Genomic DNA, 26,824 nt, shown 5'->3' with positions numbered 1-26,824 from the left:
GGACACCTGTCCGCGGTCCTCACCCGGGCCCGTCGCGCGCGGACGCGGTTGCGCCGGGGCCCTCATCCGCGCTCCCGGAGCCGATCGAGGACCACCTCGCCGAGGACGGTCACGTCGCCGGCTCCGATGGTCATCACGAGATCGCCCTCTCGTGCGAGGTCGGCGACCGCGTGCGCCGCATGGCGATGGTCGGGCACGTACCGGGCACCGGGTAGCCGATCGCTGATGAGCGCTGAGGTCACGCCTGGCCGCGGCTCCTCCCGCGCGGGATAGATCGCGGTGAGGATCACCTCGTCTGCACCGGCCAGAGCGTCGGCGAACTCGGCTGCGAAGGTCTGGGTGCGCGAGAAGAGGTGGGGCTGGAAGAGGACGAGCACGCGGCCTGCACCGACCGCACCCCGGCCGGTCCGTACAGCCGCTGCCACCTTCGTCGGGTTGTGGGCATAGTCGTCGACCACTCGCACACCCGCAACCGTGCCCCGGTCTTCGAATCGCCGGGCTGTGCCGGTGAACGTGCCGAGTCCCGCCGCCATCGTCTCGGCGGCCACGCCCAGCTCTACCCCGGCGCACCATGCGGCTGCGGCGTTGCGCAGGTTGTGCTCACCTGGGACCGCGAGTTCGAGCTCGAACTCACCTTCCGGCGCGAGCAGCCGCGCGCTCGCCGCGGACGGTTCGAGAACGATGCGGTCCAGCCGCACGTCGGCCGCAGGGTGTGAGCCGTAGGTGCGCACGCGCGTCCCACCGGCTCTCACCCGTTCGGCGAACCGTGCGGCCCCCTCGTCATCGGCACAGGTGATCACCAGTCCGCCGGGCACCACGCGGCCGGCGAAGTCGTCGAAAGCGGCCTCGAAAGCGGCGGGGGTGCCGTAGTGGTCGAGGTGGTCGGGTTCGATGTTCGTCACGATCGCGACCCGCGGGGTGTAGTTGAGGAAGGAACCATCGGACTCGTCCGCCTCGGCCACGAAGACCTGACCCGTCCCGGCACGGGCCCCGGAGCCCAGTGCGAGCACGGCTCCGCCGATCGCGAACGAGGGGTCACCTCCCGCGTCCCGCAACGCGACCGCCAGCATCGCGGAGGTCGTGGTCTTGCCGTGCGCCCCGGCGACGGCCACGAAGTCCTTCCCGGCGGATGCCTGCGCGAGGGCGACCGACCGGTGCACGATCTCGATCCCGGCTTCACGGGCGGCGCGCAGCTCGACGTTGTCGGAGCCGATCGCCGAGGAGACCACCACCAGATCCGCACCCAGTACGTGCTCGGCGGCGTGGCCCACATGAACCCTCGCACCAAGGTCCGCCAGGCGTCGCAGCACGGCCGAGTCCTGCCGGTCCGATCCGGAGACCTGGGCCCCACCGGCGAGCAAGAGCTCGGCGATCACCGACATACCGGCCCCACCGATCGCGATGAGATGAACGTTCACCGCGTCCTCCCCTCCGCCGCCTCACGGACCAGGTCGGCCACCCGCGCCGCGCCGTCACGGACACCGGCGGTGGAGGCCGCCTGAGCCATGGCCCGCAATCGCTCACCGTCGGCGATCAACGGCAACACGTGCTCCCGCAGCCAGCTGGCCGTGAACTCCTGGTCCTCGACCAGCAGTCCCCCGCCGGCCTCGACCACGCCGGCGGCATTGCGGCGTTGCTCGCCGTTACCGACCGGCAACGGGACATATACGGCCGCGATCCCGAGCGCGGCGAGTTCACTGACCGTCCCGGCCCCGGCACGGCCGATCATCAGATCGGCACAGGCCAATGCCTCGTGCATCTCGGTGAGGTACTCCACCGCGTGGTAGTGAGCTGCGACGTCGGGGGCCATCGCCGAACGCGCAGCGAGCACCGGCTCGAGCTTGCCACGGCCGGTCGCGTGCAGGACCTGCGCGCCGGCGGCCACGAGCTCAGCTGCGATCGTCGGGATCTGCTCGTTCAGCCGCAGGGCACCGAGGGAGCCGCCGGTCACGAGGACGGTGCGCCGATCGGGGTCGAGTCCGCACGCGTGCGCGCCGTCCCTGGCCCGTCCCCGCGCGTCAGCCGCACGGGCGGCCACCAGATCCGCGATCGGGGGCCGCAGCGGCAGACCCACCCACCGTGCCTTCGGCAGCGGTGTTCCGGCGAAGGTCACCCCCACGGCCTCAGCCCACCGCGCGCCGAGACGGTTCGCGAGGCCAGGGAGCGCATTCTGCTCATGGATCACGATCGGTACACCCAGCCGGCGAGCCGCCAGGTAGGCCGGGGTGGCCACGTAGCCGCCGAAGCCCACCACCGCACGAGCACCGCCGACCGCGTCTCTCGCCGTCCGTATCGCCCGTCGCCAGCGCCCGGGGAACCGGAGCGCGTCGAGGTTGGGCCGCCGGGGCATCGGCACCTTCTCGATCACTGTCAGCTCGAGACCGGCGGCCGGAACCAGATCGGCCTCCAGCCCTTCGGCCGTACCGAGCACGGTCAGAGCCACACCGGGTTCACGCGCCTTCAGCTCGGCGGCGGTGGCCAGCAGCGGGTTGACGTGGCCGGCCGACCCCCCGCCGGCCAGCACAATGTGATCAGCCACGCCCGCGGCCCCCGGCTGCGATCACGGCCAAGGATCGCCGCATCGAGCCACGGCGAGCGGCCATCGCCTCCTTCGCACCGGGCTCGTCGCGCGCGAAGGCCAGCACCACGGCCAGCGCCGCGATCGTCGTCACCAACGCCGAGCCTCCCTTCGACAGCAGCGGCAGCGGTACACCGATCACCGGGAGCAGGCCGATGACCACAGCGATGTTCACCATCGCCTGCCCGAGGATCCAGCACCCGATCGCGGCCGTGGTGATCTTCACGAACGGGTCCTGATGGCGACGGATCACGCGTGAGAAGCCTACGGCCAGGGCCGCGAAGAGCGCGAGCACCAACAGGCACCCCAGCAGGCCGAGCTCCTCACCGATGATGGCGAAGATGTAGTCGTCCTCGGCCGCCGGCAGCCAGAGCCACTTCTCCCGCGATGCGCCCAGGCCCACACCGGAGATTCCACCGGTCCCGAGGCCCTCGAGGGCGCGTTCCGGCTGCATGTTCGCGCCCAACGGGTCATCGTCACCGCCCATGCCGAGGAACTGCATCACGCGCCTCGTCCGGTTGCCGGAGGAGATGACGAGGAACGCCAAACCGGCCACCACGGCCGATCCCGCCACCACGAACTTCGAGATGGGTACACCTGCGACCCAGAGAGCACCGGCGACGAGCATGATCAGGATCAGGCCGGTGCCCACATCATGGCTATAGATCACCGTGCCCAGGAACATGCCGGCGACCAACACCGCCGGGAAGAGCACGTGCCCCCAGTGCTGCAGCAGCCGCCCCTTGGTCGCGAGGACCGCACCCAACCAGATCGCGAGGCCGAACTTGCCGAACTCCGAGGGTTGGAGCCCCACGCCAGGAGCGAAGTACACCCACGCAGCATTGCCGCCCGCGGCCACAGCGAACGGAGTGAAGAGCAGGGCCTGCAGTGCCAGCGTGCCGAGCATCGCCGGCCACGCCAGCCGGCGGATCCACCGCACCGGGAGCCGGGTGATGATCACCGCGCCGACGACTGCGACCGCGGCATAGATCGCCTGATTGCGGAAGCCACCGGTGATGGAGTCACCATCGCGCAGGGAGGGGATCGAGGACGCCGAGAGCACCATGATGAGGCCGAGCGCCAGCAGCAGGAGCGTCGCGCCACCGATCAGGTAGTAGCTGGTCACCGGGGACTGCCAGGCCGCGCTCTGAGCCCACGGCGCCCGACGTGCGCGTACAGGCTGCGCGGACCGCGGCTGACGTGCCGATGACGGCTTCCGGGCAGGTGAGGGCGAGCGCTGAGGCTGTGTCTTCTTGGCTGTCTTCTTGGCTGCCTTGGTCGCTGTCTTCTGCGCCGCCGTGCGCGTCGAAGGCGGCTTCTTCGACGATGCGCTCCGCGTGGCAGGTCGCCGGCGGGCAGGTGCGGCGGTACTCACGACCGCTCCACGAGCGAATGGACCGATGCGGTGAACGCCTCGCCGCGGGCTGCGTAGGATTCGAACTGATCCATCGAAGCGCACGCCGGAGCGAGCAGCACCGCATCACCCGGGCGCGCCTGCGCGCGGGCTGCAGCGACGGCCTGTCTCATGACCTCAGTGTCGCCAGCGGGTACCACCAGGCGTGGGATGTCGGGCGCGTGTCGCTGTAGCGCGCTGACGATCGGTTCCGGATCGACGCCGATCACCACCACGGCGCGCAGCTTCCCCGCGTGCCGCTCCACCAGATCGTCGAACCGGGCGCCCTTGGCCAATCCGCCGGCGATCCACACCGTCGACCCGGGCTCCATCGCCGCCAGCGCAGCGGACGCCGCATGGGCGTTCGTGGCCTTCGAATCGTCGATGAAGCGCACACCGTCCACGTCGGCGACGACCTGCATGCGGTGCGCCCCCGGGCGGTAAGCACGCAGGCCCGCCGCGATGTCGCCGGGTTCCACCCCAGCGGCCCGTGCGAGTGCCGCTGCCGCGAGGGCGTTCGCCACCACATGCGGCGGGATGGACAGCCCGTCCGCATCATCGGGGATCGACGGATCACCGGGGATCGACGTGGCGGAAGCCGCACCACCGCCGAGGTGGCGCAAGTCCGCGAGGGTTCCCAGCTCGGCTGCGTGCGTGTGCCGGTTGGGTGGGAACGCCCGGTCCGCGAGGACATCTTCGACCACGCCGACCTGACCCGGTCCTGGCATCCCGAGGGTGAACCCGACGGCGCGAGCACCGTCGATCACGTCGGCCTCCTCCACCATGCGCCGTGTACGTGGATCGGCCACGTTGTAGACACAAGCCGCCTGCGTCCGTTCAAAGACCCGGGCCTTCGCGGCCGCGTAGGCGTCCAAGGACCCATGCCAGTCGAGATGGTCGGCGTCGACATTCAGGCACGCGGAGGCGACCGGGGAGACCGAGTGGGTGTAATGCAACTGGAACGACGACAGCTCCACTGCGAGAGCATCGAGTCTCTCCCCACCGGCCCGGGCCTGCAGCACCGTGGTCACGATCGGCCTGCCGACGTTGCCCACGGCCGGCGCCCGCCACCCGTGTGCGGTGAGCATCTGCTCGAGCATGCCGACGGTGGTGGTCTTCCCGTTCGTGCCGGTGAGGGTCAGCCAACGCACCTGCGGTGAGCAGACCTGCCAGGCCAGCTCGACCTCGCTCCAGACCGGGACGCCACGTTCGGCCGCGAGCTGCAGCACCGGAGACGCCGGTCGCCACCCCGGCGAGGCGACCACCAGGCTCGGCGGACGCTCCCATGCCTGCTCGGCCAGCGCCGTCGGCTCCTCCCCCGTGACCACGCGCACGCCCGGAGGCAGCCCCTCGGCTTGTCCCGGCCGCGAATCCACGGCGCAGACCCGCGCACCCACCTCGACCAGCGCCTCGACGCAGGCTCGTCCCGAGATGCCGAGTCCGGCGACGAGCACCTCGCGGCCGCGGAGTGAGTCGATCATCCTGCGCCCTTGGTCTGATCCCTGCGGTGCCTGGCTCCTCGGGATCATCCAGTCCTCGTGGTCTGATCCCTGCGGTGCCTGGCTCCGCCGCCCCTCCTCCGTCGGGCCACCTCCGCCGGGGCTCCTCGGGATCATCCAGCAATCCACTCGGCGTAGAAGATGCCCAGCCCGAGACTCGCGCACAGGGCCGCGATGATCCAGAACCGGATGACGATCGTCACCTCGCCCCAGCCCATCAGCTCGAAGTGATGATGCAGCGGGGCCATCTTGAACACCCGGCGGCCAGTCGCCTTGAAGAAGCCGATCTGGATGACGTCCGAGAGGATGATCAGCACGAACAGTCCTCCGATGATCGCTCCCAGGATCTCGGTACGGGTCAGGATCGTCATCCCCGCGAGCGCGCCGCCCAGTGCGAGCGCTCCCGTGTCACCCATGAAGATCTTCGCCGGGGAGGCGTTCCACCACAGGAACCCGAAGCAGGCTCCGACGATCGCGGCCGCCACGATCGACAGGTCGCGCGGGTCCCGGACCTCATAGCAGCTCGGTCCCACGCTGGAGAGCAGCTGACAGTTCTGGTTCATCTGCCAGATGGTCACCAAGGTGTAAGCCCCGAAGACGAACATCGACGCGCCGGTCGCGAGACCGTCGAGCCCGTCGGTCAGATTGACCGCATTCGACCAGGCGGTGATGAGGAAGTTCGCCCAGATGACGAACAGCAGCAGCCCCACAGTCGCGCCGGCGAACGCCAGGTCGATCCCGAGATCCCGGGAGAAGGAGATCTCGGTGCTCGCCGGTGTGCGGAACCGCTCGTTCGGGAACTGCAGCACCAGCACCGAGAAGACGACGCCGATCACGCCCTGGCCGACGATCTTCCAGGCGGGGCTCAGCCCCAGGGAGCGCTGTCGGCTGATCTTGATGAAATCGTCGAGGAAGCCGACGACGCCCAGCCCAACCATGAGGAACAACAGCAGCAGACCGGAAGCGCTGGGCAGGTTGCCGGTCACCACGTTCGAGAAGGCGTAGGCCACCAAGGTGGCCACGATGATGACCACACCGCCCATGGTGGGGGTCCCGCGCTTGGTGAAGTGTGCCGTCGGACCGTCCTGGCGGATGAACTGCCCGTAGTTGCGGTGCACCAGGAACCGGATGAACAACGGGGTGCCGAGCAGGGAGACCACGAGCGCCACCGCTCCGGCGACGAGAATGGCGATCATGCGGACTCCCCCGCCCCGGTCGATCCCGCCGCGGCAACCAGCCGGTCGGCAAGCGCTGCCAGACCGGCCGAGTTGGAGGACTTGACCAGCACCACGTCGTCGTCGCCGAGCTCGCTCACCAGCAGTTCCTCCGCCTCGCCCACGTCAGCCACCGACCTCACCACCGGTACACCGGCGGCTCTCGCACCGCCAGCGATCGGCTCGGCGCCACTGCCGACGGTCACGACCAGGTCGGTTCCCTGGCCGGCGGCGTACCGGCCGATCTCCTCGTGTGCCTGTGCAGCGATCTCACCGAGCTCACGCATCTCGCCCAGCACTGCGACCCGGCGCCGGGTGCCGGCGATGGACCCGAGGGCGTCCAGCGCCGCCCTCATCGAGTCCGGGTTCGCGTTGTAGGCATCGTCGATGAGAGTACGCCGCCCCCAGGACCGGACATGCATCCGGTGCGGGCTCAACGCCGCGGCAGTTCCGAGCCCGTCTGCCACCTGCTCAAGTGTCAGCCCGAGCGTGAGGGCAACGGTGGCAGCAGCCAACGCGTTCGTCACGTGGTGGCGCCCCACCAGCGCGAGACGAGCAGGAACGTGAACGGGTCCGGCGCTCAACGTGAACGTGGCATGCCCGTCAGCGTCCACCGTGACATCAGTGGCACGCACGTGTGCATCGGCGACCTGGGCGAAGCTGCGCACCTCAGCACCGGCCGAGACCTCAGCCATCGTGACCACCCGCGGGTCATCGGCGTTCAGCACCGCGATCCCGTCCGGGCGCAGACCCTGGACCAATTCCGACTTCGCCATCGCGATGGCTTCGACGCTACCGAAGCCGCCGAGGTGAGCCGTTCCGACCGCGAGCACCACGGCGATGTCCGGTGGGGCGATCGCCGTCAGGTAGGTGAGGTTGCCGACCCGGTCCGCTCCCATCTCGAGCACCAGCACCCGGGTTCTCTCGTTGGCTCGAAGCACGGTCAACGGCAGGCCGAGCTCGTTGTTGAACGATCCCGCCGGGGCGATCAGGTCACCCACTGGCGCCAGCACCTGTGCGAGAAGATCCTTGGTGCTGGTCTTGCCCACCGATCCGGTGATCGCCACGACCGTGATCTGCCCGGCGGCGCGCAGGCGTACCAGCACCTCCCGGGCCAGGGCGCCGAGTGCAAGCTGGACGTCGGGTACGTGCACGTACGGGACGGGACTGTCCGGCACCGGGCGCGAGACCAGGGCTGCGACAGCTCCGCGCTCGGCGGCCGCCGTCAGGTAGTCATGACCATCCACCCGCTCACCGGTGACGGCGACGAACAGACCACCGGGGGCTGCGAGCCGGGAGTCGATCACCACCTCGGAGGTGACCTGCACGAGCTCCGACGGTTCAGCGGGCCGGCCGGTGGACTGCCCCGGGTCATGGACACGACCAGACGTGGCGGCCGCGATCTCGGCCAGGGTGAGGGTGATCATGAGGCTCCAGGATGAAGCGGACGGTCGGCAAGTGCGGCGCGCACCTCGTCCCGATCGTCCAGATGATGCTCAACCCCGGCGATCTCCTGGATCGTCTCGTGGCCCCTGCCCGCAATCAGCACCGTGTCCGCAGGGCCCGCGAAATGTACGGCGCGGCGGATCGCCGTGGCACGGGGCGCAACCTCGAACAGGTCGACCGTACGACCGCCACGCTGCTGCTCCGCGACCGCGCGCAGAGCCCCGGCCATGACGTCCGAGCGGATCGTCGCTGGGTCCTCATCGTGCGGGTCGTCGTCGGTGACGACCACTACGTCGGCGCCACGCACCGCCACCTCGCCCATCCGGGGGCGCTTGGCGGTGTCCCGCTGGCCGGTGGCGCCGAAGACCACGAACAGACGACCCTTCGTCGTCGGTCGCAAGGCGCGCAGCACCAGGGCGAGCGCATCGGCGTTGTGTGCGAAGTCAACAATGCAGCGCGGGTTGTCCGCCACACGCTCCATACGTCCCGGCACGGACGGCCGCAGCCCCGTACGCAGGTGGTCGTGCAGCTCCGAGATGGGTACGCCGGCCTCGATCACCATCACCAGGGCCACGGCAGCGTTGAGCACGTTGAACCGGCCGGGCATCCAGACCGCGGTGGACAGGCTGCGCCCATCCCGGTGGGTGAGGGTGAACTCGGTGTGGTCGGGCCGGCCGTGGGTGAGCGTGATCAGCCAGTCGGTGTCGGGGTCTGGCTGCGTGGGCGGGGTCTGCGATCCCACCGTCACCACCGGGATCGTCGCCTCGGCCGCCAGCCGGGCGCCCCACGCATCGTCGGCGAGCACGACACCTCGACGCGCCCGCGCGGGTGTGAACAGCTCAGCCTTGGTGCGGAAGTAGGACTCCATGTCGCCGTGGAAGTCCAGGTGGTCGGGAGTCAGGTTCGTGAAGGAGACCATGTCGTAGACAACGGGGTCCACGCGGTGCAGCGCGAGGGCGTGGGAGGAGACCTCCATCACCAGATCCTCCACCCTGGCGTCGACCATCCGGGCGAGCAGCGCCTGGACCTGCGGCGACTCGGGTGTGGTCAGCCTGGCGGGTCTGCGCTCCTCACCGACCTTGATCTCCACGGTTCCGATCAGACCGGTGCTGCGCCCCAGACCGTGGAGGATCTCCTCAAGCAGGTACGTCGTCGTGGTCTTACCATTCGTCCCAGTGACCCCGAAGGTCCGCATCTGCTCGGCCGGGCGGTGGTACACCTCCGCGCTGACGGCCCCGAGCACCCCGCGTACGTCCTCGGCCACCAGAACCGGCACGCCCGCCACGCCGGCACGCTCGAGGCGAGCTGCGCCGTCGGGATCGGTGAGGATCGCGACCGCACCGGCATCGACGGCGGCGGATGCATGTTCAGCCCCGTGGGTGTGGGCACCGGGAAGTGCTGCGAACAGGTCGCCGTGTGTCGTCTGGCGGTTGTCCAGGCTGACACCGGTGACGACGACATTCTCGGCAGCAGCGGCACCGGGGTCGCCGGCAGCACCGCCACCACTGTCACCGGCTCGCAGATCGAGCCCGAAGGCGACGGCGAGGTCCGCCGTCGTCCGGGCCGCGGGAATGGTGTTCATGAGTGAGAAATCTACCGCCCGTCGTCTCTGACCGGTCACTGATCGTCGGGCCGGAGCGGGTACGGATCGGCGGGCTCACTGCTGGGCGGGACGCCGAGGGACTGCAGGGCGAAGGACGTCACGTCCTGGAAGACGGGTGCAGCGATCGTGCCCCCGAAGAAGCCGCTGTCCGGGCGGTAGACCACCACACCGACGGCGATCTGCGGGTCGTCCGCGGGGGCGATCCCGACGAAGGAGGCCGCGACATCACTGATGCCACCGTGGCCGTCCGGGATCTGGGCCGTCCCGGTCTTCCCGGCCGTGCGGTAACCGTCGATCGCGGCCCGCTCGCCGGTGCCCTCCTCGCCCACGACGCTCTCCAGCATCCGGATCATCTGCTCGCTGGACTCCTCGGAGACCACCTGGACCGGCTCGCCGGGGTCGACCTCCTCGTAGCCGTCGGAGCAGTCATAGCCGTCGACGATGCTCAGCGGCATACGCACGCCATCGTTGGCAATGGTGGAGAAGACGCTCGTGTTCTGCAGCAGGTTCACCGAGACGCCCTGGCCGAACATGGTGGTGTAGCGCATCGCGCCGTCCCAGTCCTCGTAGTGGTGCAGGAGCCCCGCCGTCTCCCCGGGCAGACCGACCCCGGTCCGGGTCCCCCAGCCGAGTCGCTGCATGTACTCGTACCGGGTCGCATCGCTCATCCGGGACCCGATGTTGACAGTGCCGGTGTTCGCGGAATAGGCCAATACCCCGGTGGTGGTCAGCATCTGGTCCGGGTGCTCGGTGTGGTCGTGGAAAGTCTGGCCGTTCTCCGTGGTCAGGCGATATGGGTCCTCGATCGCAGTGGTCGGGGTAACCTCGCCCTCCTCGAGCGCGGAGAGCACGGTGAGCACCTTGCCGGTCGACCCAGGGTCGTAGACGTCCTGGACGGCGTGGGACCCGCTGTAGCGCGAGGCACCTGGGTCGTTCGGGTCGACCGCGTCGGAGTCTGCCAACGCGAGGATCTGTCCGGTCCGGGTGTCGATCACGACGACGGCGCCCCAGTCCGCACCGTAGGTGTCGACCGTCTCATCGATGGTGCGCTGGGCATACCAGTTCAGATCGGCGTCGATCGTCAGGTGCACATCGCATCCCGGCACGGCGGGCGTGGAAACGTTCTGTCCGGTGGGAATGACTTGACCCGTGGCACCGATCTCGACGGTGAACTCGCCGTCTGTGCCCAACAGTCGCGAGTTCAGGCTGGACTCCAGACCCGCCGCACCGTCACCTTCATCGTTGACCCAACCGACGATCTGCCCCGCCGTGCTGCCGTTGGGATAAGACCGTTCGGCGGTCTCCTCGGCGGAGATGCCGGGGACGTTGAGCGCGGCGATCTCCTGCCAGACTTCCGGGGTCACCTCACGCGCGATGATGTGGTACCGGTCCTCCCCCACGAGCTCGGCGCCCAATCGGTTGCGGTCGAGGCCCAGGATCGGAGCCAGGTCGCGCGCCGCAGCCGCCGCACCGTAGCCGGTGACTTCACCCTCGGAGTCCTGGGGCGTATAGGCGGGGATCGACATCAGGTCGGCGACCACTCGGTAGGTCTGTACCGAGGTGGCGAGCACGGTGCCATTGCTGTCCACGATCGAACCGCGGGCAGCGTGATCGGTGTAGGTGTAGCTGCGATCCGCCTGTGCCGCGGCCGCCAGTCGTGGCCCCTCGATGACCTGCACCCACACCAAGCGGGCGGCGAACGCGAGCACGACGACCAGCAGCATCGCCAGCAGCACCGCCTGACGGCGTTCCGGCGTACCGACGGCCATGACCGGGTTCACCCGTCTCGACTGTGCCATCGTGCGTCCTCTCGTTCCCCTGCGAACTTTCCGTCATCCCTCGCCGACCAGAGCCTCGTCCTCGCCGAGGATCGTCCCCTCGGAGAGCACCAGGTACCGGATCTGACCCGCCGGCTCCATCCCGATCGCCAGTGCCGCCCGCTCCAGCTCGGCCGGAGAGGCGAGGCGATCCACGTCCTGTGACAGTGCCTGCTGCTGCTCCGATAGTCGGGCCAGCGCGATCCGCTGCTCGTGGATCTCATATGAGGTGGCCGCCATCGAGGTGTTGAGGAGCAGCACGCTCAGCAGCGCACTTGCGAGGATGCTCAGGCACAGCAGGATGAACGGCACCCGGCTGCGACCGGGTTGCGGAGCCCGCACGATGCGCAGCCGTGGCCGCCAGCCGGCACCTGTGGCCGGGGCTTGGCGCGCGCGAAGCGGCCGGAGTGGAACTGCACTCATCGTGGACTCCCTTCCCGGATCCGTTCAGCGGCCCGGACCCGCACCGACGCCGAGCGCGGGTTGTGCTCTCGCTCGTCCTCATCGGCCTGCTCCGCACCCCGTGTGAGCAACCGCAGCGACGGTGCGTGCTCGGGCAGCGGTACCGGAAGATCGTCGGGGGCACTCGATCGGGCACCAGTCGCGAGTGCTCGCTTGACGATCCGGTCCTCAAGCGACTGATACGACTCGACGACGATCCGCCCGCCGACCACGAGCGCATCGATCGCCGCCGGAAGCGCTCGCCCCAGCACCTCCAGCTCCGCGTTGACAGCGATCCGCAGCGCCTGGAACGTGCGCTTGGCCGGATTGCCGCCGGTGCGGCGGGCCGCGTGCGGGATGTTCGCGCGCACCAGTTCCACCAGCTCACCGGACCGGGTCAGCGGCTGCTCGGCGCGGGCCCGGACCAGCGCACGGGCGATCCTCGGGGCGAATTTCTCTTCTCCATAGGTGAAGAGGATCCGTCGCAACTCCGCCTCAGGTGCCTCAGCCAGCAGATCTGCGGCTGTCCGTCCGGTGCTCTGATCCATCCGCATGTCCAGCGGGGCGTCCTGAGCGTAGGAGAAGCCACGCTCGGCCTCATCCAGCTGCATCGAGGAGACGCCGAGGTCGAACAGGATGCCCTGCACCCGGCCGCCCGGTCCGTGCTCAGCGGCGATCGCGCCGATCTCGTCGTAGACCGCGTGCACCGCGACGAACCGGTCAGCGAAGTCCGCGAGACGTTCGCTCGCCGTGGTGATCGCCTCCGGATCACGATCGATCCCGACCACCCGCAGGTGTGGGAACCGACGCAACGCGGCCTCGGCGTGTCCGCCGAGGCCGAGAGTCGCATCGATGAGGACCGCGCCTGGGTCACCCACCGCGGGCTCGAGCAGGTCGAGGCACCGCTGCGCCAGCACGGGGATGTGCCGGTCCGGCGATGTCGTCACGATCGGGCCTCTCGTCGGTGGTGGATAGGAGCGGGTGGATTCACGGGGTGAGGTGGGCTCCGCCGTCGGGGTGGAGGGAAGTGGAGGGACAGGTGGGGAAGGGATCTGACAGAGGTGGCCGGGTGGCCCTCCGCTCACCCGGCCAGGACTCCCCCCGCCTGCTCTGGCGCCGGGGAAGTGCGTCAGAGTCGCGGTGAGAGACCAAGCGGGATGAACGCCGGGGCCGCTGCGTGCAGTACCTCACAGTCCCGGGAGCACCTCCTCACTGATGTCGGCGAATGCCTGTTCGTTCTCTTCCAGATAGGTGGTCCAGGCCTGCAGATCCCAGATCTCGACCTTGGTGCCGGCGCCGATCACGGCCAGGTCGCGGCCAAGTCCGGCGTAGTTGCGCAGATTCGATGTGATGGTCACGCGGCCCTGCTTGTCGGGGATCTCGTCCGATGCCCCGGAGAGGAAGACCCGCATGTAGTCACGGTTGCGCTTGGACGTGGTGGACGCGTCCTGCATCCGAGCCAGGATCCGCTCGAACTCCACTCGCGGATAGGCGTACAGGCACCGATCCTGCCCGCGGGTGATCACGATCCCCGCCGACATCGGTTCCCGGAACTTCGAGGGCAGGATCAGGCGGCCCTTGTCGTCCAGTCGCGGTTCGTACGTCCCCAGGAACAAGGTCCACCTCCTTCCCACTCCTCTCCGGTATCCCCCACATTACTCCACTTCCCTCCACAAGCAAGGATCTTAGCGACCGTATTTGCATGGCGGCACAGCAAAACCGCAGGCCAGCAGGGGTGGAGGAAAGTGGAGGCCCATCCCGCTGCGATAACTGACCCAGCGGGCAGCTCAGCGTCGGGGACCTCGGAGCCCGAGGTTGTGCATCGCATCCGCCGCCATCGACGTAGGCTCGGGACATGACCGAGCAGGGAACGATGACGCCAGCTGCCCTCTCGATCGCCCGCCTCCAGGAGAATCTGGAGACCGTGGTGCGGGGGCGACCGGAGGCGGTCCGCACAGCGATCGCCACCTTCCTGGCCGAGGGGCACCTGCTGCTCGAGGACGTGCCCGGAGTCGGTAAGACGACGCTCGCCAAGGCACTGGCCGCATCGGTGGCCGGGACCGTGGGCCGGATCCAGTTCACTCCCGACCTGTTGCCTGGCGACCTGACGGGCGTGACGGTGTACCGCCAGGAGACGGCCTCCTTCGACTTCCACCCGGGGCCTGTCTTCGCCACCGTCGTGATCGGCGACGAGATCAACCGGGCGTCTCCGAAGACGCAGTCGGCCCTGCTGGAGTGCATGGCCGAGCGCCAGGTCACCGTCGACGGCGCCACGCACGACCTCCCGCGCCCGTTCATGGTGATCGCCACCCAGAACCCGGTGGAGATGGAGGGCACGTACGCGTTGCCGGAGGCACAGCGAGACCGGTTCATGGCCCAGATCTCGATCGGGTACCCACCTGCCACCGACGAGCTCGGCCTGCTCAGCGCCGGCGGGGAGCATGATCCGCTGTCGACGCTGCGGCCCGTGATCTCGCTCGACGACGTCCGGGACATGGCAGTCGCCGCCCGGCAGGTGCATGCGTCGGAGAACGTGCTGCGCTACGTCCTGGACCTCGTCCACGCCACCCGCGAGCACGCCGATCTCTCACTCGGTGCATCGCCACGAGCCGGACTGCACCTGGTCGCGCTCGCGCGCGCGGTGGCCCTCATGGCCGGGCGCGACTACGTGATCCCCGACGACGTGCAGGCACTCATCCACCCTGTCCTGGGACACCGGGTGATGCTCACCCGGACGGCGCGGCTCGCGCACACGGGAGTCGATGCAGTCCTGGCGGAGATCGCCGCATCCGTCCCGGTCCACCGGTAAGGCTCCATGCGACCGACGGCACGCGGTGCGGGCCTGCTGCTCGCAGGCGCCGGTCTGGCGTTCCTCGCCTCCGCCATGAGATCGTCGGAGATCGCCACGCTCGCCGCACTCGCCCTCACGGCCCCGGTGGTGAGCCTGCTATGGCTGGTCGTGCGCAGGATCGTCGGACACGCCCCCGATCTCACCCGGACCATCGAGCCACGCCGCCCGCACGCCGGGGAACCGGTACAGGTACGGCTGAGCACCGGCGGCACCGGTCCGGATGCGTGGACCTCGCTACGAGAACGCATCCCGACAGGGCTGAATCGCGAGCAGACCAACCCGACCGGATACACGGTGCGCCCCCTGCTGCGCGGGATGTACCGGGTCGGTCCGGCGGTTGTGGTCCAGTCCGACCCGCTACGCCTGGCGCGGAGCCGGTTCTCGGCACGTGGGCAGGACGACCTGATCGTCTGGCCACCGGTGACCGATCTCGGACCGCTCGTGCGGGCGTGGGCCGACCGCCTGTCGGCGCACGCACGAGCCGGACGCCCCGACCGCACACCGGACGACCTCACCCTGCGCGAGTACCGGCCCGGTGACGACCTCCGCCGCGTCCACTGGCGCGCCTCAGCACGCCACGGTGAGCTTCTCACGCGGCAGGACGAGCCCACCCAGGACCACCTGGCCCACCTGCTGCTGGACATCGGTCCACCCGAGCCCGCTCATCCGGACACGAGCACCGAGTGGCTCGTCGCGGCCACGGCCTCGATCACGGTGGCCTTGATCGACTACGGCTTTCGAGTGCACATCAGCGCGACCTGGTCCCGCGCGGACCGCTCCAGCGACATGGGAAGCACCACCCTTGCGGACACGGCGACGGCGTTGGACCTGTATGCGCGAGCCCGTCACTCGACCTCCCCTGTCGTGCCTACCGAGCCCGGCGCTGCCTTCTGCCTGGTCGCACTCCGCGCACCCTCGGCGCAGACCGCCGCCGCCCTCTCCGCGTGGCCGGGCCGGCGCGTGGCGCTGCTGACCGACGACCGGCACGGCACAGCGGGGACACTCGCCGACGCGGGGTGGGCGGTGCGGGTCGGTGGACCTGACGCTCCGGTCGACGACGTCTGGGCCGACCTGCTGGGGAGCCAGGCATGATCGCCGCCGCGCGCACCGCCGCCGTGGCTGCCCTCGTCCTGGCGAGCACAGGGGCGATGGCCGGCCTCGTGGCGGCTTCACTGTGGCTTCCCGAACTGGCGGTCACACTAGCTCTGTGTGGCGCGCTGCTCGTGCTACTGCGCCGCAGGATCCGGCCGGTGCTGGTGCCCACCCTCGTCACAACCGCGATCGGCGCGCTGATACTGCACGGCTGGTACACCCGGGGCGTCGCAGGCATCCCCGGCCTTCCCGACCGGGAGAGCATCGCCTACCTCGAGCACCTGATCACGACGGCGGTGGCCCACACGCAGGTCGTCCTGCCTCCGATCACGGACCAGGATGGCGTCGGCCTGCTCATCGTCGCGGGCGCCCTCGCGTCCTTCCTGCTCGCCGAACTCGTGGCGGTCGGGTGCCGGGCACCGGCCTGGTCGATGGTGCCGGTGCTGGCACTGTGGTGCGTGCCGGTACTGCTGGACGCCCCGGTGGCACCCACTATCCTCGTGGCGTGCGGGCTGGCCTTTCTCGCCGTGCTCGCCACGGCTGCGGCACCCGAGCCGCGAGCCGCACCCGAGTCGAGGTCACGGCGATCCCGTCGCGCACCGGCCCTCGCACTCGCAGCGAGCGTCGCAGTCAGCCTGGTGTTCGCGATGGCGGTGGCCCCATCCGTCGTGGCCCTGCCCAACCCGGTGCGGATCCACACACCGGCCGAGATCGGTCAGGCTCGGTTCACCCGCCTCGAGCTCGGCCTCGACCTCCGCGACGATCTGGTCCGGCGCTCCGAGGAGGAGGTCGTCAGCTACACAGGCGCACCCCCACAGGAGCTGGGACCACTGCACGCCTACACGGTGACCGAGTTCGACGGGTCGACCTGGGATCGCCGCCGCGAAGGTACGAGCGATGCGGTAGCAGTCACCTCGGAGGACCAGATGCTCTGGCCGGAGTCTGCCAGCCGGACCACGCGCAGCACCGTCGCGATCACCGTGCACGATCTGCGCCAGGACCGGCTCCTCCTTCCCGGTGAGCCACGCAGCGTCGCGGTCCCGGACGGTACGAGCTACGATCCGGTCTCCGACGAACTCCAGGTGGATCGTGCCCGGCCAGGTAACGCCCTCACCTACGAGGTGACCATCTTCCGTCGCGACCTCGAACCGCAGACGCTGCGCGAGTCCGACCCCCGGGAGGCTGAGACGGATCCGGTACTCCTCGAGCTACCGGACACCGGCTACGCCGATGACATCGAGGACGTGGCACGGCAGATCGTCGAGGAGGCCGGCGCCGAGACCCCCTACGACGAGGTGCTTGCGCTGCAGAACTACCTGCGCGACCCGGGTGAGTTCACCTATACGGAGTCCGTGACCGGCGTCCGGACCACCGATGCCGTCTGGGACTTCCTCAACGACCGGCGAGGCTACTGCGTGCAGTTCGCCACCACGATGGTCATGCTGGCGCGCAGTCTCGGGCTGCCGAGCCGCCTGGCCATCGGCTATCTGCCCGGAGCCGAGACCGACGAGGGCGGCGCGATCGGGTCACACTCCGCCCATGCCTGGCCCCAGATCTACTTCCCGGGCACTGGGTGGGTGCGGTTCGAACCGACCCCGTCGCAGCAGACCGGGTCCGCACCTGTGTGGGCACCCGAGCCGGATGATGCCGCAGCGACACCGGCACCAACCGAGAGCGAGCCCGAGGCCGCCGAGCCGTCCCCGGAGGTGGTCTCGGAGGAGCCGACCGAGGACGCCGAGGCCGCGACCGGCGCCGACGCACCCGACAGTGCCGCGAGGTCGGCGGACGAGAGGCAGTGGTGGGCGCTGGTGCTTGCACTCGTACTCGGAGCCGGAGCCGGTCTGGCTAGTCTCTGGCTACGGCGACGCGCAGCGCTCGGACGCACCGGGATCGAACCTGCGTGGCACCGAACGGTGGATCGACTGGAACGCGCGGGGGTCGAGGTGACGGCGCAGAGTACCCCTCGCACGATCGCTGACAGTGGTGGCGAGGTACTGGACGAGGACGGGACGCGCGCGCTCGAGCAGTTCGCTGCGGCTGTACAGGACGAACGCTACGGACCCCACCCTGCGGCTGCCGACGCGGCTGCCATCAGCAGATGGGTGCATGCGATCAAGAAGAGCCTCGCTGACCGCAGGTGATCTGACACCAGGCAGAGCGGACGTGCCAGATTGATCGGACGCACGTCGTATCGACACCTCGCGACGACTCAGCGCGAGACGACTGGCCTGGCGACGACTCCGCACGATCGGAAGGACCGCACCTCCCAGCCACCCGATCACTCGGTGACCAGTTGCGCTCAAGCACGCCAGTCGGCGACGCGCTCAGGTGGCGCCAGTCGGCGCCACCTGAGCGACCCCCCTACCGGTTCTCGTCGCGACGCCTGTCCCAGCGCTCCTCGAGCCGCGACATGAACGAGCCGTTCGACTTCTGCTTCAACGGACGTACGTTGCTCTCGCGAACGTCGTTCGCCTCCGCCGTTCGTGGCCGCGAGATCGCGAGCATCACACCGGCAAACATCGCCAAGAATCCAACGATGCCCAACACGACATACGACGTGGCCACGCCTGCGACCAGCAGGCCGACGCCCGCTAGGCCGAGGAGGGTACCGAGCACGACGTTGCGAGGACGTCGTACGGCCCCGCCAGAGATCGCGTTCGCCAACTTGGGGTCGTCGGAGCGCAACTGCTGCTCCATCTGCTCCAGCACGCGCTGCTCGTACTCGGAGAGAGGCATCGCACCTCCCGATCGGTTCCAGGTACCCCCACCTGCGGGGGCTTCTTCCTAACAGGATAAGTCGCCGCGGGCGTTCTCGGTAGTTGGGACCGGTAGAAGAGATCCAGCCGTCAATGATGACCGACCGTAGCGCCTGCGAATCTGGTCCATCGCGAGCTCCGCATCACGTCGTTCGGGACCGGAATCGTCGAGCCTGACCTGCACCGCGGTGCTCGCGGCCTCGCTCAGCGACTCGCACCGCAGGCCGAGAAGGCGCACCCCGCCGGGCGGAACCGCAACGCCGGCGAGCAGCTCACGCGCTACCTGGTAGAGGTCGTGCGCGACATCCGTCGGTGCCTCCAGTGACCGCGACCGGGTGAGCGTCGTGAAGTCTGCACCACGCACCTTGATCGCGACACCGGCGGCGAACAAGCCGCCCGACCGCAGCCGGGCGGCGCATCGATGTGCCTGATCGAGCAGAACCGCTGCGAGATCGGCACGATCTCGCAGATTCTCGGCAAACGTCTGCTCGTGACCGATCGACTTCTCTCGCCGCACTGGTTCAACGGCGCGAGGATCTCTCCCCCACGCCAGGTCGAGCAGACGGCGCCCACCGGAGTCCCCGAGCGCTGCCCGCAGCGTGTCGGGCGGTGTGTGCGCCAGGTCGGCCACCGTGCGGATCGCCAGGCGGGCGAGTGTCGCCTCCGTGCGTTCGCCCACTCCCCACAGGGCCCCGACGGGCAGCGAGTGCAGGAACGCCACCGTGGCGTCGCGCGGGACGAGCAGCATCCCGTCTGGTTTGGCGTGGCTCGAGGCGAGCTTGGCGACGAACTTCGTTGAGGCGATACCCACGGAGGCAGGAAGGCCGAGCTCCTCGGCGATGCGGGTTCGCAGTCGCCCCGCGATCACCGCGGGCGACCCGAGACGACGCCGGGCACCGGAGACATCCAAGAATGCTTCGTCGATGCTCAGTGGTTCGATCACCGGTGTGATGTCACCGAGGATGCGCATCACTCCCCGTGACATCTCCCGGTATCTGTTGTGATCCGGGGCGATGACGATTGCTTGCGGACAGAGCACCCGCGCCCGGGTCATCGGCATCGCCGAATGCACACCGCTGGCTCGTGCCTCGTACGTGGCTGCGAGCACCACCCCGCGACGCCTGCCTCCGACGATCACCGGCCGTCCGCGTAGTTCCGGTCGGCTCAACAGTTCCACCGAGGCGAAGAAGGCGTCCATGTCGACATGCAAGATCGGCGTCTGGGAGTCGTCACTGCCCCAGTCGCGTCGCGCCCCAGCACTCCGCGGCGCTCGACTCACGATCGCTCCCCTGTCACGACGCCAGCGCAGGCATCGCGGGCTGACTCTCGCGGACAGCCTCACTCACCCGTGCCAGGAAGTCGGTCGCCGTGGCCACCACCTCATCGGCCTGCTGCCGGGTCAGTTCCACCTGACGGCCGGTCTCGATCGCTGCGCGCACCGCGGCTCCCTGCGCGAAGTACGCCGCCCACGGCATCCACTCCGGTCCACATTCGCCGAGCTGCTCCCACACGCTGCGCACCTGACGTCGCCGGGACCTGGGCGCGCTTCCCGCCGGATGGAGCGCGAGCACGGCCGCACCCGCACGAAGGGCCGCCATGTGGGCGTGCAGGAACGTGGTGTGCAGATCGCCATCGGACTGGATCTGTCCCAGCTCGTGCTGCGCCCGGCGCAGTAGCTGCGCTGCTGTCGTTCCGACCATCACGTGTGACCTCCTGCCGCTCGCCTGCGGGCGTCGACCGATTCCGTCCATCCCAGTATCGAACATCAGTTCTATGTCGTCAAGAGTGCCGCTCGTCCTGATGGTGCGGGCGGTACCGTCGTCACCATGCCGAGCCGCTCCTCTCGCCGCCGGGGCCCTGCGACCTCGGGACGTTCGCCGGCCGGACGGATACTGCCGACCGGGCCCATCTCAACCACATACGCCACAGTAGAACTGACCACCGACACTGCCGATCCCCACGGTGTGATGCTGCTCCTCGACGGTGCGGAGAGTTCGCACCTGGACCTCGTCGATCCGCGTCGGCTGCTGTTCGAGTACATGCAGCAGATGCTGGCCGTCCTGGAGGAGGTGCTCGACGACGGGGCCCGGCCGCGCGCCGTGCATCTGGGTGCGGCGGGCTGCGCGCTCCCGAGGGCCATCGATGCCACGTGGCGCGGTTCCCGGCAGATCGCGGTCGAGATCGATGCACGTCTTGCCGAGTACGTCCGGCAATGGTTCGATCTGCCCCGCTCACCGGCACTGCGCATCCGTGTGGCCGATGCGCGCGAGGCTGTCGAGGGCCTGCACCCGGGGAGCAAGGACATCGTGGTACGGGACGTGTTCGCCGATCGCCGTCCGCCGCCCCACGTCTGCACGGTGGAGTTCACCCAGGCCGTCGCTGCCGCCCTGGACCCAGGAGGCATCTACCTGCTCAACACGGCCGACCGCCCACCGCTGGACCGGGCCCGTCGCGAGGTGGCCACGGTGCGCGAGGTGTTCGAGCACGTCGGCATCATCGCCGAGCCGGCGGTGCTCAAAGGCAGACGGTACGGGAATGTCGTCACACTCGGATCCGCGCGGCCACTTCCCGTATCCGCACTCGACCGCCGGATGCGCACTCTCCCGGTCCCCGCCTCATTTCTCAGCGGCAGGCAGGTCGCCGAGTTCGTGGGGACGTTCCCGGCGCTGCGGGACCGACCACTCTGAGCAGCCGCTTCCGGGCCCAGGAGGCGTTGGAATGGGGCCTGGACGCACCGGTGGCCCGCACCCACGTGGGTACGGGCCACCAGCGTCGATCTACAGCGTCGATCCACTCAGACCGCGCGGACGCTCTCCGCCTGCGGGCCCTTGGGACCCTGCGTGATCTCGAACTCCACCCGCTGCGCCTCGTCGAGGGTGCGGTAGCCGTCCGACTGGATGGCGGAGTAGTGGACGAAGACGTCGTCGCCGCCGCCGTCCTGTGCGATGAAGCCGTAGCCCTTCTCCGCGTTGAACCACTTGACGGTTCCTTGTGCCATGTCGTGCATGTCCTTCCGGGGACTTGGGTCGACGAGCCCTGTGCCCGCCGCTGGTGGTGCCGCAATGCTTCGCCCCACGTCAGTGCGGTCGGCCGACGGTGAGCCGCCAGCCGTCCGTGAGACCTGCACCACGAGGTGCGTGCCCCGGGTCGTACGTAAGTGAAACGCCTGCAACGGCGACAATTCTGGCATGCGAACTCGCCCGGACGCCACCATCTGCGCACGATCGTCTTGCGCAGCGGACACCGGCGGACGCCGGTGTTCTCACCTGCCTCGATGAGCTCACGGACCGCCGTCGGTGTCCTCACGTCCGGCCAGGAACGCCTCGAACTGGGCTGCCAACTCATCGGCACTCGGAAGTTCCTCCATCGCGGGCCCCAGCGCCTGCCGCGTCTCATCGTCGGAGGCCTCGACAAAGGAGTCATACTGGCGTTCCAGCGCATGGACGACGGCCGTCACCTCCTCGGATTCGGCCACCTGGCGGTCGACCTCGGCGCGCACCTGCGCCCCGCTCGCCTCCAGGTCACCGACGGGAAGGCTCATACCGGAGACCCGGGTGATGTGGCGGACCAGTTCGGCGGCCGCCTGCGGATACTCCGACTGCGCGAGGTAGTGCGGCACGTTCACTGCGAACCCCATCGCGTCGCGCCCCTCTTGGCCGAGCCGCAGCTCGAGCAGGGCCGCCGCGCTCCCCGGCACCTGGACCCGGGAGAAGTAGTTCGGGTACGCCTCGATCAGCTCACCCCGCGTGGCATGTGCGGTCACCGTCAGCGGCCGAGTGTGGGGCACTCCCATGGGGATCCCGTGAACGCCGATCGTCAGGCCCACCCGATAGTCCTCCACCACCGTCCTGACTGCGCGCACGAACCTCTCCCACTGCACGTCCGGCTCCAACCCGTGGAGCAGGAGCAGCGGCGCGCCGTCGTCGTCGCGGACCAGATCCACCACAAGCTCGGGCTGGTCGTACTCGGTCCACGTCCCTTCGTCGAAGGTCATGGCCGGCCGACGTGCCCGGTAGTCGATCAGCGCATCGACGTCGAACTCGAGGAGCCGACGCGAGGGCAGCTTGTCGGCCAGGTGCCGAGCGACCAGGCTGCCGGCATGCCCGGCGTCAATCGAGCCCTGCATCGCATGCAGCAGGACCGGTGCTTCGTCCTCGTACAACTCCGGCGGGTCCTCGACCACGCGGTACAGCTCCCGGGGATCGCTCATCCTCATCCTTCGCGTCGGACCACGTTACTTCCTACCGCCTGCGCCAACATGGGCCGTGGAGCCACCATTCCAGCGTTCACCAGCAGCGAAAGCGGCGCCGGCGGCGAGGAGCAGGGTGCGCCTTGGATCATAGATGGTCGTGGATAATGGATGTTCGTCTCACGACGCCGAGCACGAAAAGGAGCGCCGATACGTGGCCTCTCACGATGCGATGCCCGACCAGTCCTCGTCGGGCCCGTCGGTGGCCCACCGGGTCGAACAGGATCACCTGGATCGCGTCTACGAGAGGCTGGACGACCTGCGCGAGCACACCCGCAGCCGATTGACGGCCGTGCGCAGGAGCGGGGCCACGGGCAGCCATCAGAATCGCTCGGAGCGAGATGCCTTCGCCACGTTGTACGAGGACCGGCTCGCCCAGCTCGATGCCGTCGAGGAGCGCCTCGTCTTCGGACGCCTCGACCTCACCGGTGGCGAACGTCGCTATGTGGGCCGGATCGGGCTCTCGGATGCCGAGCAGGTCCCGATGCTGACCGACTGGCGCGCTCCGGCGGCACGTGCCTTCTATCAGGCGACCGCCGCCCAGCCGGGTGACGTGGTGCTGCGGCGGCACCTGCAGACCAGGCACCGCAGCGTCGTCGGTATCGAGGACGACGTACTCGACCTGGACGCGGTGCAGGAGACCGACGTCAACCTCTCCGGCGAGGGTGCGCTGCTGGCTGCGCTCAACGCCCAGCGGACGGGGCGGATGGGAGACATCGTCGCCACGATCCAGGCTGAGCAGGATGCGGTGATCCGTTCCGAACTCGACGGGGTACTGATCGTCGAGGGCGGGCCAGGTACGGGGAAGACCGCAGTGGCACTCCATCGCGCCGCATTTCTGCTGTATGCGCACCGGGAGCGGATTGAACGCTCCGGTGTGCTCCTGGTGGGGCCCAGCCGGGTGTTCCTGCGCTACATCGAGAAGGTGCTCCCCGCCCTGGGAGAGACCGGCGTGGTGGCCACCACCATCGCTGACCTCGTCCCCGGTGTCGAGGCCACCGGTACCGAGAACGACGAGGTCGCAGAGATCAAGGGCCGTCGGCAGTGGACGACGATCATCGGCGCCGCGGTCCGCGCACGCCAGCGCGTCCTTCCCGAACAGGACCTCATGGTCGGGTCGGTCCGGTTGCGCCTGCTCGAACGAGACGTACGGCAGGCCCAGGAGCGTGCACGACGCAGCCGCGCCCCGCACAACGTGGCACGGGTGACATTCGTCCGCCACATGCTCACGTCGCTCGCGGAGCAGTACGCCGAGAAGGTACCCGGCGTGGGTGAGGACGACCGTGCGGACATCATCGACGACTTGCGCAGCTCCCGGGACGTACGGGTCGCATTGAACCTCTGCTGGATGCCGCTCTCGGCCACCGGACTGCTGGAGGACCTGTACGCCAAGCCGCACCGGCTCGCCGAGGCCGCTCCCCGGCTCTCGGCCCGGGAGCGACGTGCGCTCTACCGTGACCGTGGCACGCCGTGGACCCCTGCCGACGTACCGCTGCTGGACGAGGCCGCCGAACGGATCGGCGAGGACGACGAAGCCGACCAGGCCCGTACTCGCGCTGACCAGACCCAGCGTGAGTCCGAGATCGCCTACGCCCGCGAGATGCTGCAGCAGTCGGGCGCGGGCGACGGCCTCGTCGACGCCGAGACGGTCGCCGGCCGGTTCGCCGCGACCGGTCCTCGGATGACCACGGCAGAACGTGCCATGGCCGACCGCGCCTGGACGTATGGGCATGTCGTCGTCGATGAGGCACAAGAGCTCTCACCGATGGCGTGGCACGCCCTGCTGCGACGGAACCCGACCCGGTCGATGACCGTCGTCGGCGACGTCTCGCAGACCTCGAGCCGAGCGGGGGCGCGCAGCTGGTCGCAGATGCTGGAGCGTCCACTCCGAGGCCGGTACCGGACTGCGACGCTCACCGTGAACTACCGCACGCCTGCAGGGGTCATGGACGCGGCCCACGCCATGATGATCGCGGCGGACCCGGAGCACCCCCCGACTCCGGTGACCTCGGCCCGGGACGTACCGGACGCCGTCGTGGCTTCGACCGTGCCCGATCTGCTGGATGGCATCGCCGCTGTGGTGGCGGATGAACGCGCGCACCTCGACGGTGGCCGGTTGGCCGTCCTGGTTCCGCCCAGCCTGCGAGCGCCGATCTCCCAGGCCCTCGGCAGCGAGGGCCGTGTCGACCTCACCCGGGAGGTGGTGGTGCTGGACCCGACGGGCAGCAAGGGCCTGGAGTTCGACGTGGTCGTGCTCGTCGAGCCCGCGCGCATGCTCGCCGAAGCCGGCCGTCCCGGTGACCTGTACGTCGCAATGACCCGGCCGACCCGCCGGCTGCACCTGGTGCACACCGAACCGCTGCCTGCGGGCCTGGAGAACGTCCAGCACCTGAGAACGATTGGGACTTCGGCAACGTCAGGAGCACGATAGGCCCGTGGTCAAGGCACTTCTCCTCGAGAACATCCATCACCTCGGCAGCGAGCTGCTGCACGGGGCCGGCATCGACGTCAGCACCCGCACCGGGGCTCTCGACGAGGACGAGCTCATCGAGGCTCTGCAAGGAGTGCAGGTGCTCGGGCTACGCTCCAAGACGAACCTCACGCAGCGGGTGATCGACAATGCGCCCGACCTACTGGCCGTCGGGGCCTTCTGCATCGGAACCAACCAGATCGATCTGCGCGCCGCGGCCCATTCCGGTGTCGCCGCGTTCAACGCCCCCTTCTCCAACACTCGCTCGGTGGTCGAGCTCGCGCTGGCGGAGATCATCGCCCTCACGCGGCGACTGACCGAGAAGGACAAGTCCCTGCACTCCGGCGTCTGGGACAAGTCGGCGAGTGGAGCGCACGAGGTCCGCGGGCGGACCCTCGGAATCGTCGGCTACGGCAACATCGGCACCCAGCTCTCGGTGGTTGCCGAGGCCCTGGGAATGCGGGTCATCTTCTACGACACCGCGGAAAAGCTCGCCCTCGGCAACGCTCGCCGGATGCCCAGCCTGGACGCCCTCCTGGACGAGGCCGACATCGTGACACTGCACGTGGACGGCCGATCTGGGAACGCCGGGATGTTCGGAGCACGGCAGTTCGCGCGCATGAAGGACGGCGCGATCTTCCTGAACCTCTCCCGCGGTTTTCTCGTCGACTACGCGAGGCTCCGGCAGGAAGTGCTCGACGGTCGGATCGCCGGAGCAGCCGTCGACGTCTTCCCCCACGAGCCGAAGCGCCAGGGAGACGCGTTCGACTCCGAGCTGCGCGACCTGCCGAACGTGATTCTCACCCCGCACGTCGGCGGCTCCACCGAGGAGGCACAGCAGGACATCGGGATGTTCGTGGCAGCCAAGTTGCGCGACTACCTGGAGAACGGGGCGACGGCTCTGAGCGTCAATCTCCCCTCGCTGATCCTCGACCGCCCCGCACAGGAAACCCATCGGATCGCGCACCTCCACCACAACGTGCCCGGCGTGCTCGCCGCAGTGAACCAGACTCTCTCGAACGCCGGCGCCAACATCGAGAGCCAGGTACTAAGCACCTCCGGCTCGGTGGGCTATGTGGTGACCGACGTCGGTGGTGACCTTCCGGAGGACACGATCGCGCAGATCGAAGCGATGGACGCCACCATCCGCGTGCGTGCCCTGCGGCCGGGCGCCGACGACTAGCACCCGACGCCGGTCCACATCCGCCCGGTCAGCCCGACTTTCGGCGGAAGACGCGACGGCCTCCCGCGCCTTCTACCTCGGGTCCGTGCACAGCTCCCGTGTTCCGGGCACCGCGCGCACTCGGATGATCGCGCTCGGCCTTGCGTTCCAGTGCCTCGCGCATCCGTGCCTTCGCCGATGCCATGGGGTCAGGTTGCTCGGACGGTGATCCTGCGCCGTCGACCGCTGACTT

23 protein-coding genes are annotated in these 26,824 nt (G+C 69.2%); 6 read left to right on the top strand and 17 right to left on the bottom strand.

The window, feature by feature from the left end; genetic code table 11:
- Nucleotides 1–62 precede the first annotated feature (62 nt).
- The 11 genes from murC to mraZ all read right to left on the bottom strand — a co-directional run bounded on the left by murC (nucleotide 63) and on the right by mraZ (nucleotide 13,607).
- On the bottom strand, nucleotides 63–1,418 hold the full coding sequence (gene murC, locus FV560_RS20140) for a UDP-N-acetylmuramate--L-alanine ligase (RefSeq protein ID WP_235020099.1): 1,356 nt from the start codon (nucleotides 1,416–1,418) through the stop codon (nucleotides 63–65).
- Nucleotides 1,415–2,539, bottom strand: coding sequence for a UDP-N-acetylglucosamine--N-acetylmuramyl-(pentapeptide) pyrophosphoryl-undecaprenol N-acetylglucosamine transferase (locus tag FV560_RS20135; protein ID WP_200837648.1), 1,125 nt, complete (start codon nucleotides 2,537–2,539; stop codon nucleotides 1,415–1,417). The genes murC and FV560_RS20135 overlap by 4 nt, the downstream gene beginning before the upstream one ends.
- Nucleotides 2,532–3,704 (bottom strand): FtsW/RodA/SpoVE family cell cycle protein, encoded by a 1,173-nt coding sequence (locus FV560_RS12505; protein ID WP_235020098.1) that lies wholly within the window; start codon nucleotides 3,702–3,704, stop codon nucleotides 2,532–2,534. Before FV560_RS12505 ends, FV560_RS20135 begins: the two co-directional genes overlap by 8 nt.
- Before the next feature lie 245 nt (nucleotides 3,705–3,949).
- The gene (locus FV560_RS12500) at nucleotides 3,950–5,452 is read right to left on the bottom strand and encodes a Mur ligase family protein (RefSeq protein ID WP_159621868.1); all 1,503 of its coding nucleotides are present in this window, start codon (nucleotides 5,450–5,452) and stop codon (nucleotides 3,950–3,952) included.
- Between the two features lie 131 nt (nucleotides 5,453–5,583).
- Nucleotides 5,584–6,666: a phospho-N-acetylmuramoyl-pentapeptide-transferase gene (gene mraY / locus FV560_RS12495; protein WP_159621867.1), complete on the bottom strand. Its 1,083-nt coding sequence runs from the start codon at nucleotides 6,664–6,666 to the stop codon at nucleotides 5,584–5,586.
- On the bottom strand, nucleotides 6,663–8,111 hold the full coding sequence (locus FV560_RS12490; protein ID WP_159621866.1) for a UDP-N-acetylmuramoyl-tripeptide--D-alanyl-D-alanine ligase: 1,449 nt from the start codon (nucleotides 8,109–8,111) through the stop codon (nucleotides 6,663–6,665). The genes mraY and FV560_RS12490 overlap by 4 nt, the downstream gene beginning before the upstream one ends.
- The gene (locus tag FV560_RS12485) at nucleotides 8,108–9,712 is read right to left on the bottom strand and encodes a UDP-N-acetylmuramoyl-L-alanyl-D-glutamate--2,6-diaminopimelate ligase (RefSeq protein ID WP_159621865.1); all 1,605 of its coding nucleotides are present in this window, start codon (nucleotides 9,710–9,712) and stop codon (nucleotides 8,108–8,110) included. Before FV560_RS12485 ends, FV560_RS12490 begins: the two co-directional genes overlap by 4 nt.
- Nucleotides 9,713–9,747: 35 nt before the next feature.
- Nucleotides 9,748–11,532: a peptidoglycan D,D-transpeptidase FtsI family protein gene (locus FV560_RS12480; RefSeq protein ID WP_159621864.1), complete on the bottom strand. Its 1,785-nt coding sequence runs from the start codon at nucleotides 11,530–11,532 to the stop codon at nucleotides 9,748–9,750.
- A 33-nt stretch (nucleotides 11,533–11,565) separates the two neighbouring features.
- Complete coding sequence (ftsL, locus tag FV560_RS12475; RefSeq protein ID WP_159621863.1) at nucleotides 11,566–11,973, bottom strand: cell division protein FtsL; 408 nt, start codon at nucleotides 11,971–11,973, stop codon at nucleotides 11,566–11,568.
- Nucleotides 11,970–12,938, bottom strand: a complete 969-nt coding sequence (gene rsmH / locus FV560_RS12470) for a 16S rRNA (cytosine(1402)-N(4))-methyltransferase RsmH (RefSeq protein ID WP_235020097.1) — start codon at nucleotides 12,936–12,938, stop codon at nucleotides 11,970–11,972. The genes ftsL and rsmH overlap by 4 nt, the downstream gene beginning before the upstream one ends.
- A 240-nt stretch (nucleotides 12,939–13,178) precedes the next feature.
- Entirely contained in the window at nucleotides 13,179–13,607 is a 429-nt protein-coding gene (gene mraZ, locus FV560_RS12465) for a division/cell wall cluster transcriptional repressor MraZ (RefSeq protein ID WP_159621862.1), read from the bottom strand.
- Between the two features lie 239 nt (nucleotides 13,608–13,846).
- Between mraZ and FV560_RS12460 the strand changes: the two genes are divergently transcribed.
- Genes FV560_RS12460 through FV560_RS12450 form a run of 3 tightly spaced genes read left to right on the top strand, consistent with a single transcriptional unit; the run spans nucleotide 13,847 to nucleotide 18,075 of the window.
- The gene (locus tag FV560_RS12460; protein ID WP_159621861.1) at nucleotides 13,847–14,800 is read left to right on the top strand and encodes an AAA family ATPase; all 954 of its coding nucleotides are present in this window, start codon (nucleotides 13,847–13,849) and stop codon (nucleotides 14,798–14,800) included.
- A 6-nt stretch (nucleotides 14,801–14,806) separates the two neighbouring features.
- Nucleotides 14,807–15,934: a DUF58 domain-containing protein gene (locus FV560_RS12455; RefSeq protein ID WP_159621860.1), complete on the top strand. Its 1,128-nt coding sequence runs from the start codon at nucleotides 14,807–14,809 to the stop codon at nucleotides 15,932–15,934.
- On the top strand, nucleotides 15,931–18,075 hold the full coding sequence (locus tag FV560_RS12450; RefSeq protein WP_159621859.1) for a transglutaminase TgpA family protein: 2,145 nt from the start codon (nucleotides 15,931–15,933) through the stop codon (nucleotides 18,073–18,075). The genes FV560_RS12455 and FV560_RS12450 overlap by 4 nt, the downstream gene beginning before the upstream one ends.
- A gap of 220 nt (nucleotides 18,076–18,295) precedes the next feature.
- Here FV560_RS12450 and FV560_RS12445 read toward each other — a convergent pair whose 3' ends face one another.
- The 3 genes from FV560_RS12445 to FV560_RS12435 are packed head-to-tail and all read right to left on the bottom strand — an operon-like array spanning nucleotide 18,296 to nucleotide 20,390.
- A complete protein-coding gene (locus FV560_RS12445; protein WP_159621858.1) occupies nucleotides 18,296–18,670 on the bottom strand; it encodes a DUF3040 domain-containing protein in 375 nt (124 codons plus the stop codon).
- 48 nt (nucleotides 18,671–18,718) lie between these two features.
- Complete coding sequence (locus tag FV560_RS12440; protein ID WP_159621857.1) at nucleotides 18,719–19,969, bottom strand: DNA polymerase IV; 1,251 nt, start codon at nucleotides 19,967–19,969, stop codon at nucleotides 18,719–18,721.
- Nucleotides 19,970–19,982: 13 nt separating this feature from the next.
- Nucleotides 19,983–20,390, bottom strand: coding sequence for an SAV_6107 family HEPN domain-containing protein (locus tag FV560_RS12435; RefSeq protein WP_159621856.1), 408 nt, complete (start codon nucleotides 20,388–20,390; stop codon nucleotides 19,983–19,985).
- Between the two features lie 126 nt (nucleotides 20,391–20,516).
- Between FV560_RS12435 and FV560_RS12430 the strand changes: the two genes are divergently transcribed.
- On the top strand, nucleotides 20,517–21,377 hold the full coding sequence (locus FV560_RS12430) for a spermidine synthase (protein WP_159621855.1): 861 nt from the start codon (nucleotides 20,517–20,519) through the stop codon (nucleotides 21,375–21,377).
- 107 nt (nucleotides 21,378–21,484) lie between these two features.
- Here FV560_RS12430 and FV560_RS12425 read toward each other — a convergent pair whose 3' ends face one another.
- Nucleotides 21,485–21,688, bottom strand: coding sequence for a cold-shock protein (locus tag FV560_RS12425; RefSeq protein ID WP_089772977.1), 204 nt, complete (start codon nucleotides 21,686–21,688; stop codon nucleotides 21,485–21,487).
- Between the two features lie 282 nt (nucleotides 21,689–21,970).
- Nucleotides 21,971–22,900, bottom strand: a complete 930-nt coding sequence (locus FV560_RS12420; protein WP_159621854.1) for a proteasome assembly chaperone family protein — start codon at nucleotides 22,898–22,900, stop codon at nucleotides 21,971–21,973.
- 211 nt (nucleotides 22,901–23,111) lie between these two features.
- Here FV560_RS12420 and FV560_RS12415 point away from each other — a divergent pair, with 211 nt between their 5' ends.
- Together FV560_RS12415 and serA are read left to right on the top strand one after the other, a co-directional pair.
- Nucleotides 23,112–25,370 (top strand): HelD family protein, encoded by a 2,259-nt coding sequence (locus tag FV560_RS12415; protein ID WP_159621951.1) that lies wholly within the window; start codon nucleotides 23,112–23,114, stop codon nucleotides 25,368–25,370.
- Nucleotides 25,371–25,374: 4 nt separating this feature from the next.
- Nucleotides 25,375–26,592, top strand: coding sequence for a phosphoglycerate dehydrogenase (serA, locus tag FV560_RS12410; RefSeq protein WP_235020095.1), 1,218 nt, complete (start codon nucleotides 25,375–25,377; stop codon nucleotides 26,590–26,592).
- A 28-nt stretch (nucleotides 26,593–26,620) separates the two neighbouring features.
- Here the strand turns inward: serA and FV560_RS12405 are convergent, their stop codons facing one another.
- Nucleotides 26,621–26,776, bottom strand: a complete 156-nt coding sequence (locus tag FV560_RS12405; protein WP_159621950.1) for a DUF5302 domain-containing protein — start codon at nucleotides 26,774–26,776, stop codon at nucleotides 26,621–26,623.
- Between the last annotated feature and the right edge of the window lie 48 nt (nucleotides 26,777–26,824).

The organism is Ruania rhizosphaerae, assembly GCF_009805705.1.
Taxonomy (GTDB): Bacteria; Actinomycetota; Actinomycetes; order Actinomycetales; family Beutenbergiaceae; genus Ruania; species Ruania rhizosphaerae.
This window is presented reverse-complemented; position numbering and strand designations above follow the sequence as displayed.

What these genes read in the sequence shown, in the direction of transcription:
- FV560_RS12500 (WP_159621868.1), bottom strand. Translation starts at nt 5,452, where the DNA reads ATGATCGACTCACTCCGCGGCCGCGAGGTGCTCGTCGCCGGACTCGGC.
- mraY (WP_159621867.1), bottom strand. Translation starts at nt 6,666, where the DNA reads ATGATCGCCATTCTCGTCGCCGGAGCGGTGGCGCTCGTGGTCTCCCTG.
- FV560_RS12490 (WP_159621866.1), bottom strand. Translation starts at nt 8,111, where the DNA reads ATGATCACCCTCACCCTGGCCGAGATCGCGGCCGCCACGTCTGGTCGT.
- FV560_RS12485 (WP_159621865.1), bottom strand. Translation starts at nt 9,712, where the DNA reads ATGAACACCATTCCCGCGGCCCGGACGACGGCGGACCTCGCCGTCGCC.
- FV560_RS12480 (WP_159621864.1), bottom strand. Translation starts at nt 11,532, where the DNA reads ATGGCACAGTCGAGACGGGTGAACCCGGTCATGGCCGTCGGTACGCCG.
- ftsL (WP_159621863.1), bottom strand. Translation starts at nt 11,973, where the DNA reads ATGAGTGCAGTTCCACTCCGGCCGCTTCGCGCGCGCCAAGCCCCGGCC.
- FV560_RS12460 (WP_159621861.1), top strand. Translation starts at nt 13,847, where the DNA reads ATGACCGAGCAGGGAACGATGACGCCAGCTGCCCTCTCGATCGCCCGC.
- FV560_RS12455 (WP_159621860.1), top strand. Translation starts at nt 14,807, where the DNA reads ATGCGACCGACGGCACGCGGTGCGGGCCTGCTGCTCGCAGGCGCCGGT.
- FV560_RS12450 (WP_159621859.1), top strand. Translation starts at nt 15,931, where the DNA reads ATGATCGCCGCCGCGCGCACCGCCGCCGTGGCTGCCCTCGTCCTGGCG.
- FV560_RS12445 (WP_159621858.1), bottom strand. Translation starts at nt 18,670, where the DNA reads ATGCCTCTCTCCGAGTACGAGCAGCGCGTGCTGGAGCAGATGGAGCAG.
- FV560_RS12435 (WP_159621856.1), bottom strand. Translation starts at nt 20,390, where the DNA reads ATGGTCGGAACGACAGCAGCGCAGCTACTGCGCCGGGCGCAGCACGAG.
- FV560_RS12430 (WP_159621855.1), top strand. Translation starts at nt 20,517, where the DNA reads ATGCCGAGCCGCTCCTCTCGCCGCCGGGGCCCTGCGACCTCGGGACGT.
- FV560_RS12425 (WP_089772977.1), bottom strand. Translation starts at nt 21,688, where the DNA reads ATGGCACAAGGAACCGTCAAGTGGTTCAACGCGGAGAAGGGCTACGGC.
- FV560_RS12420 (WP_159621854.1), bottom strand. Translation starts at nt 22,900, where the DNA reads ATGAGCGATCCCCGGGAGCTGTACCGCGTGGTCGAGGACCCGCCGGAG.
- FV560_RS12415 (WP_159621951.1), top strand. Translation starts at nt 23,112, where the DNA reads ATGCCCGACCAGTCCTCGTCGGGCCCGTCGGTGGCCCACCGGGTCGAA.
- FV560_RS12405 (WP_159621950.1), bottom strand. Translation starts at nt 26,776, where the DNA reads ATGGCATCGGCGAAGGCACGGATGCGCGAGGCACTGGAACGCAAGGCC.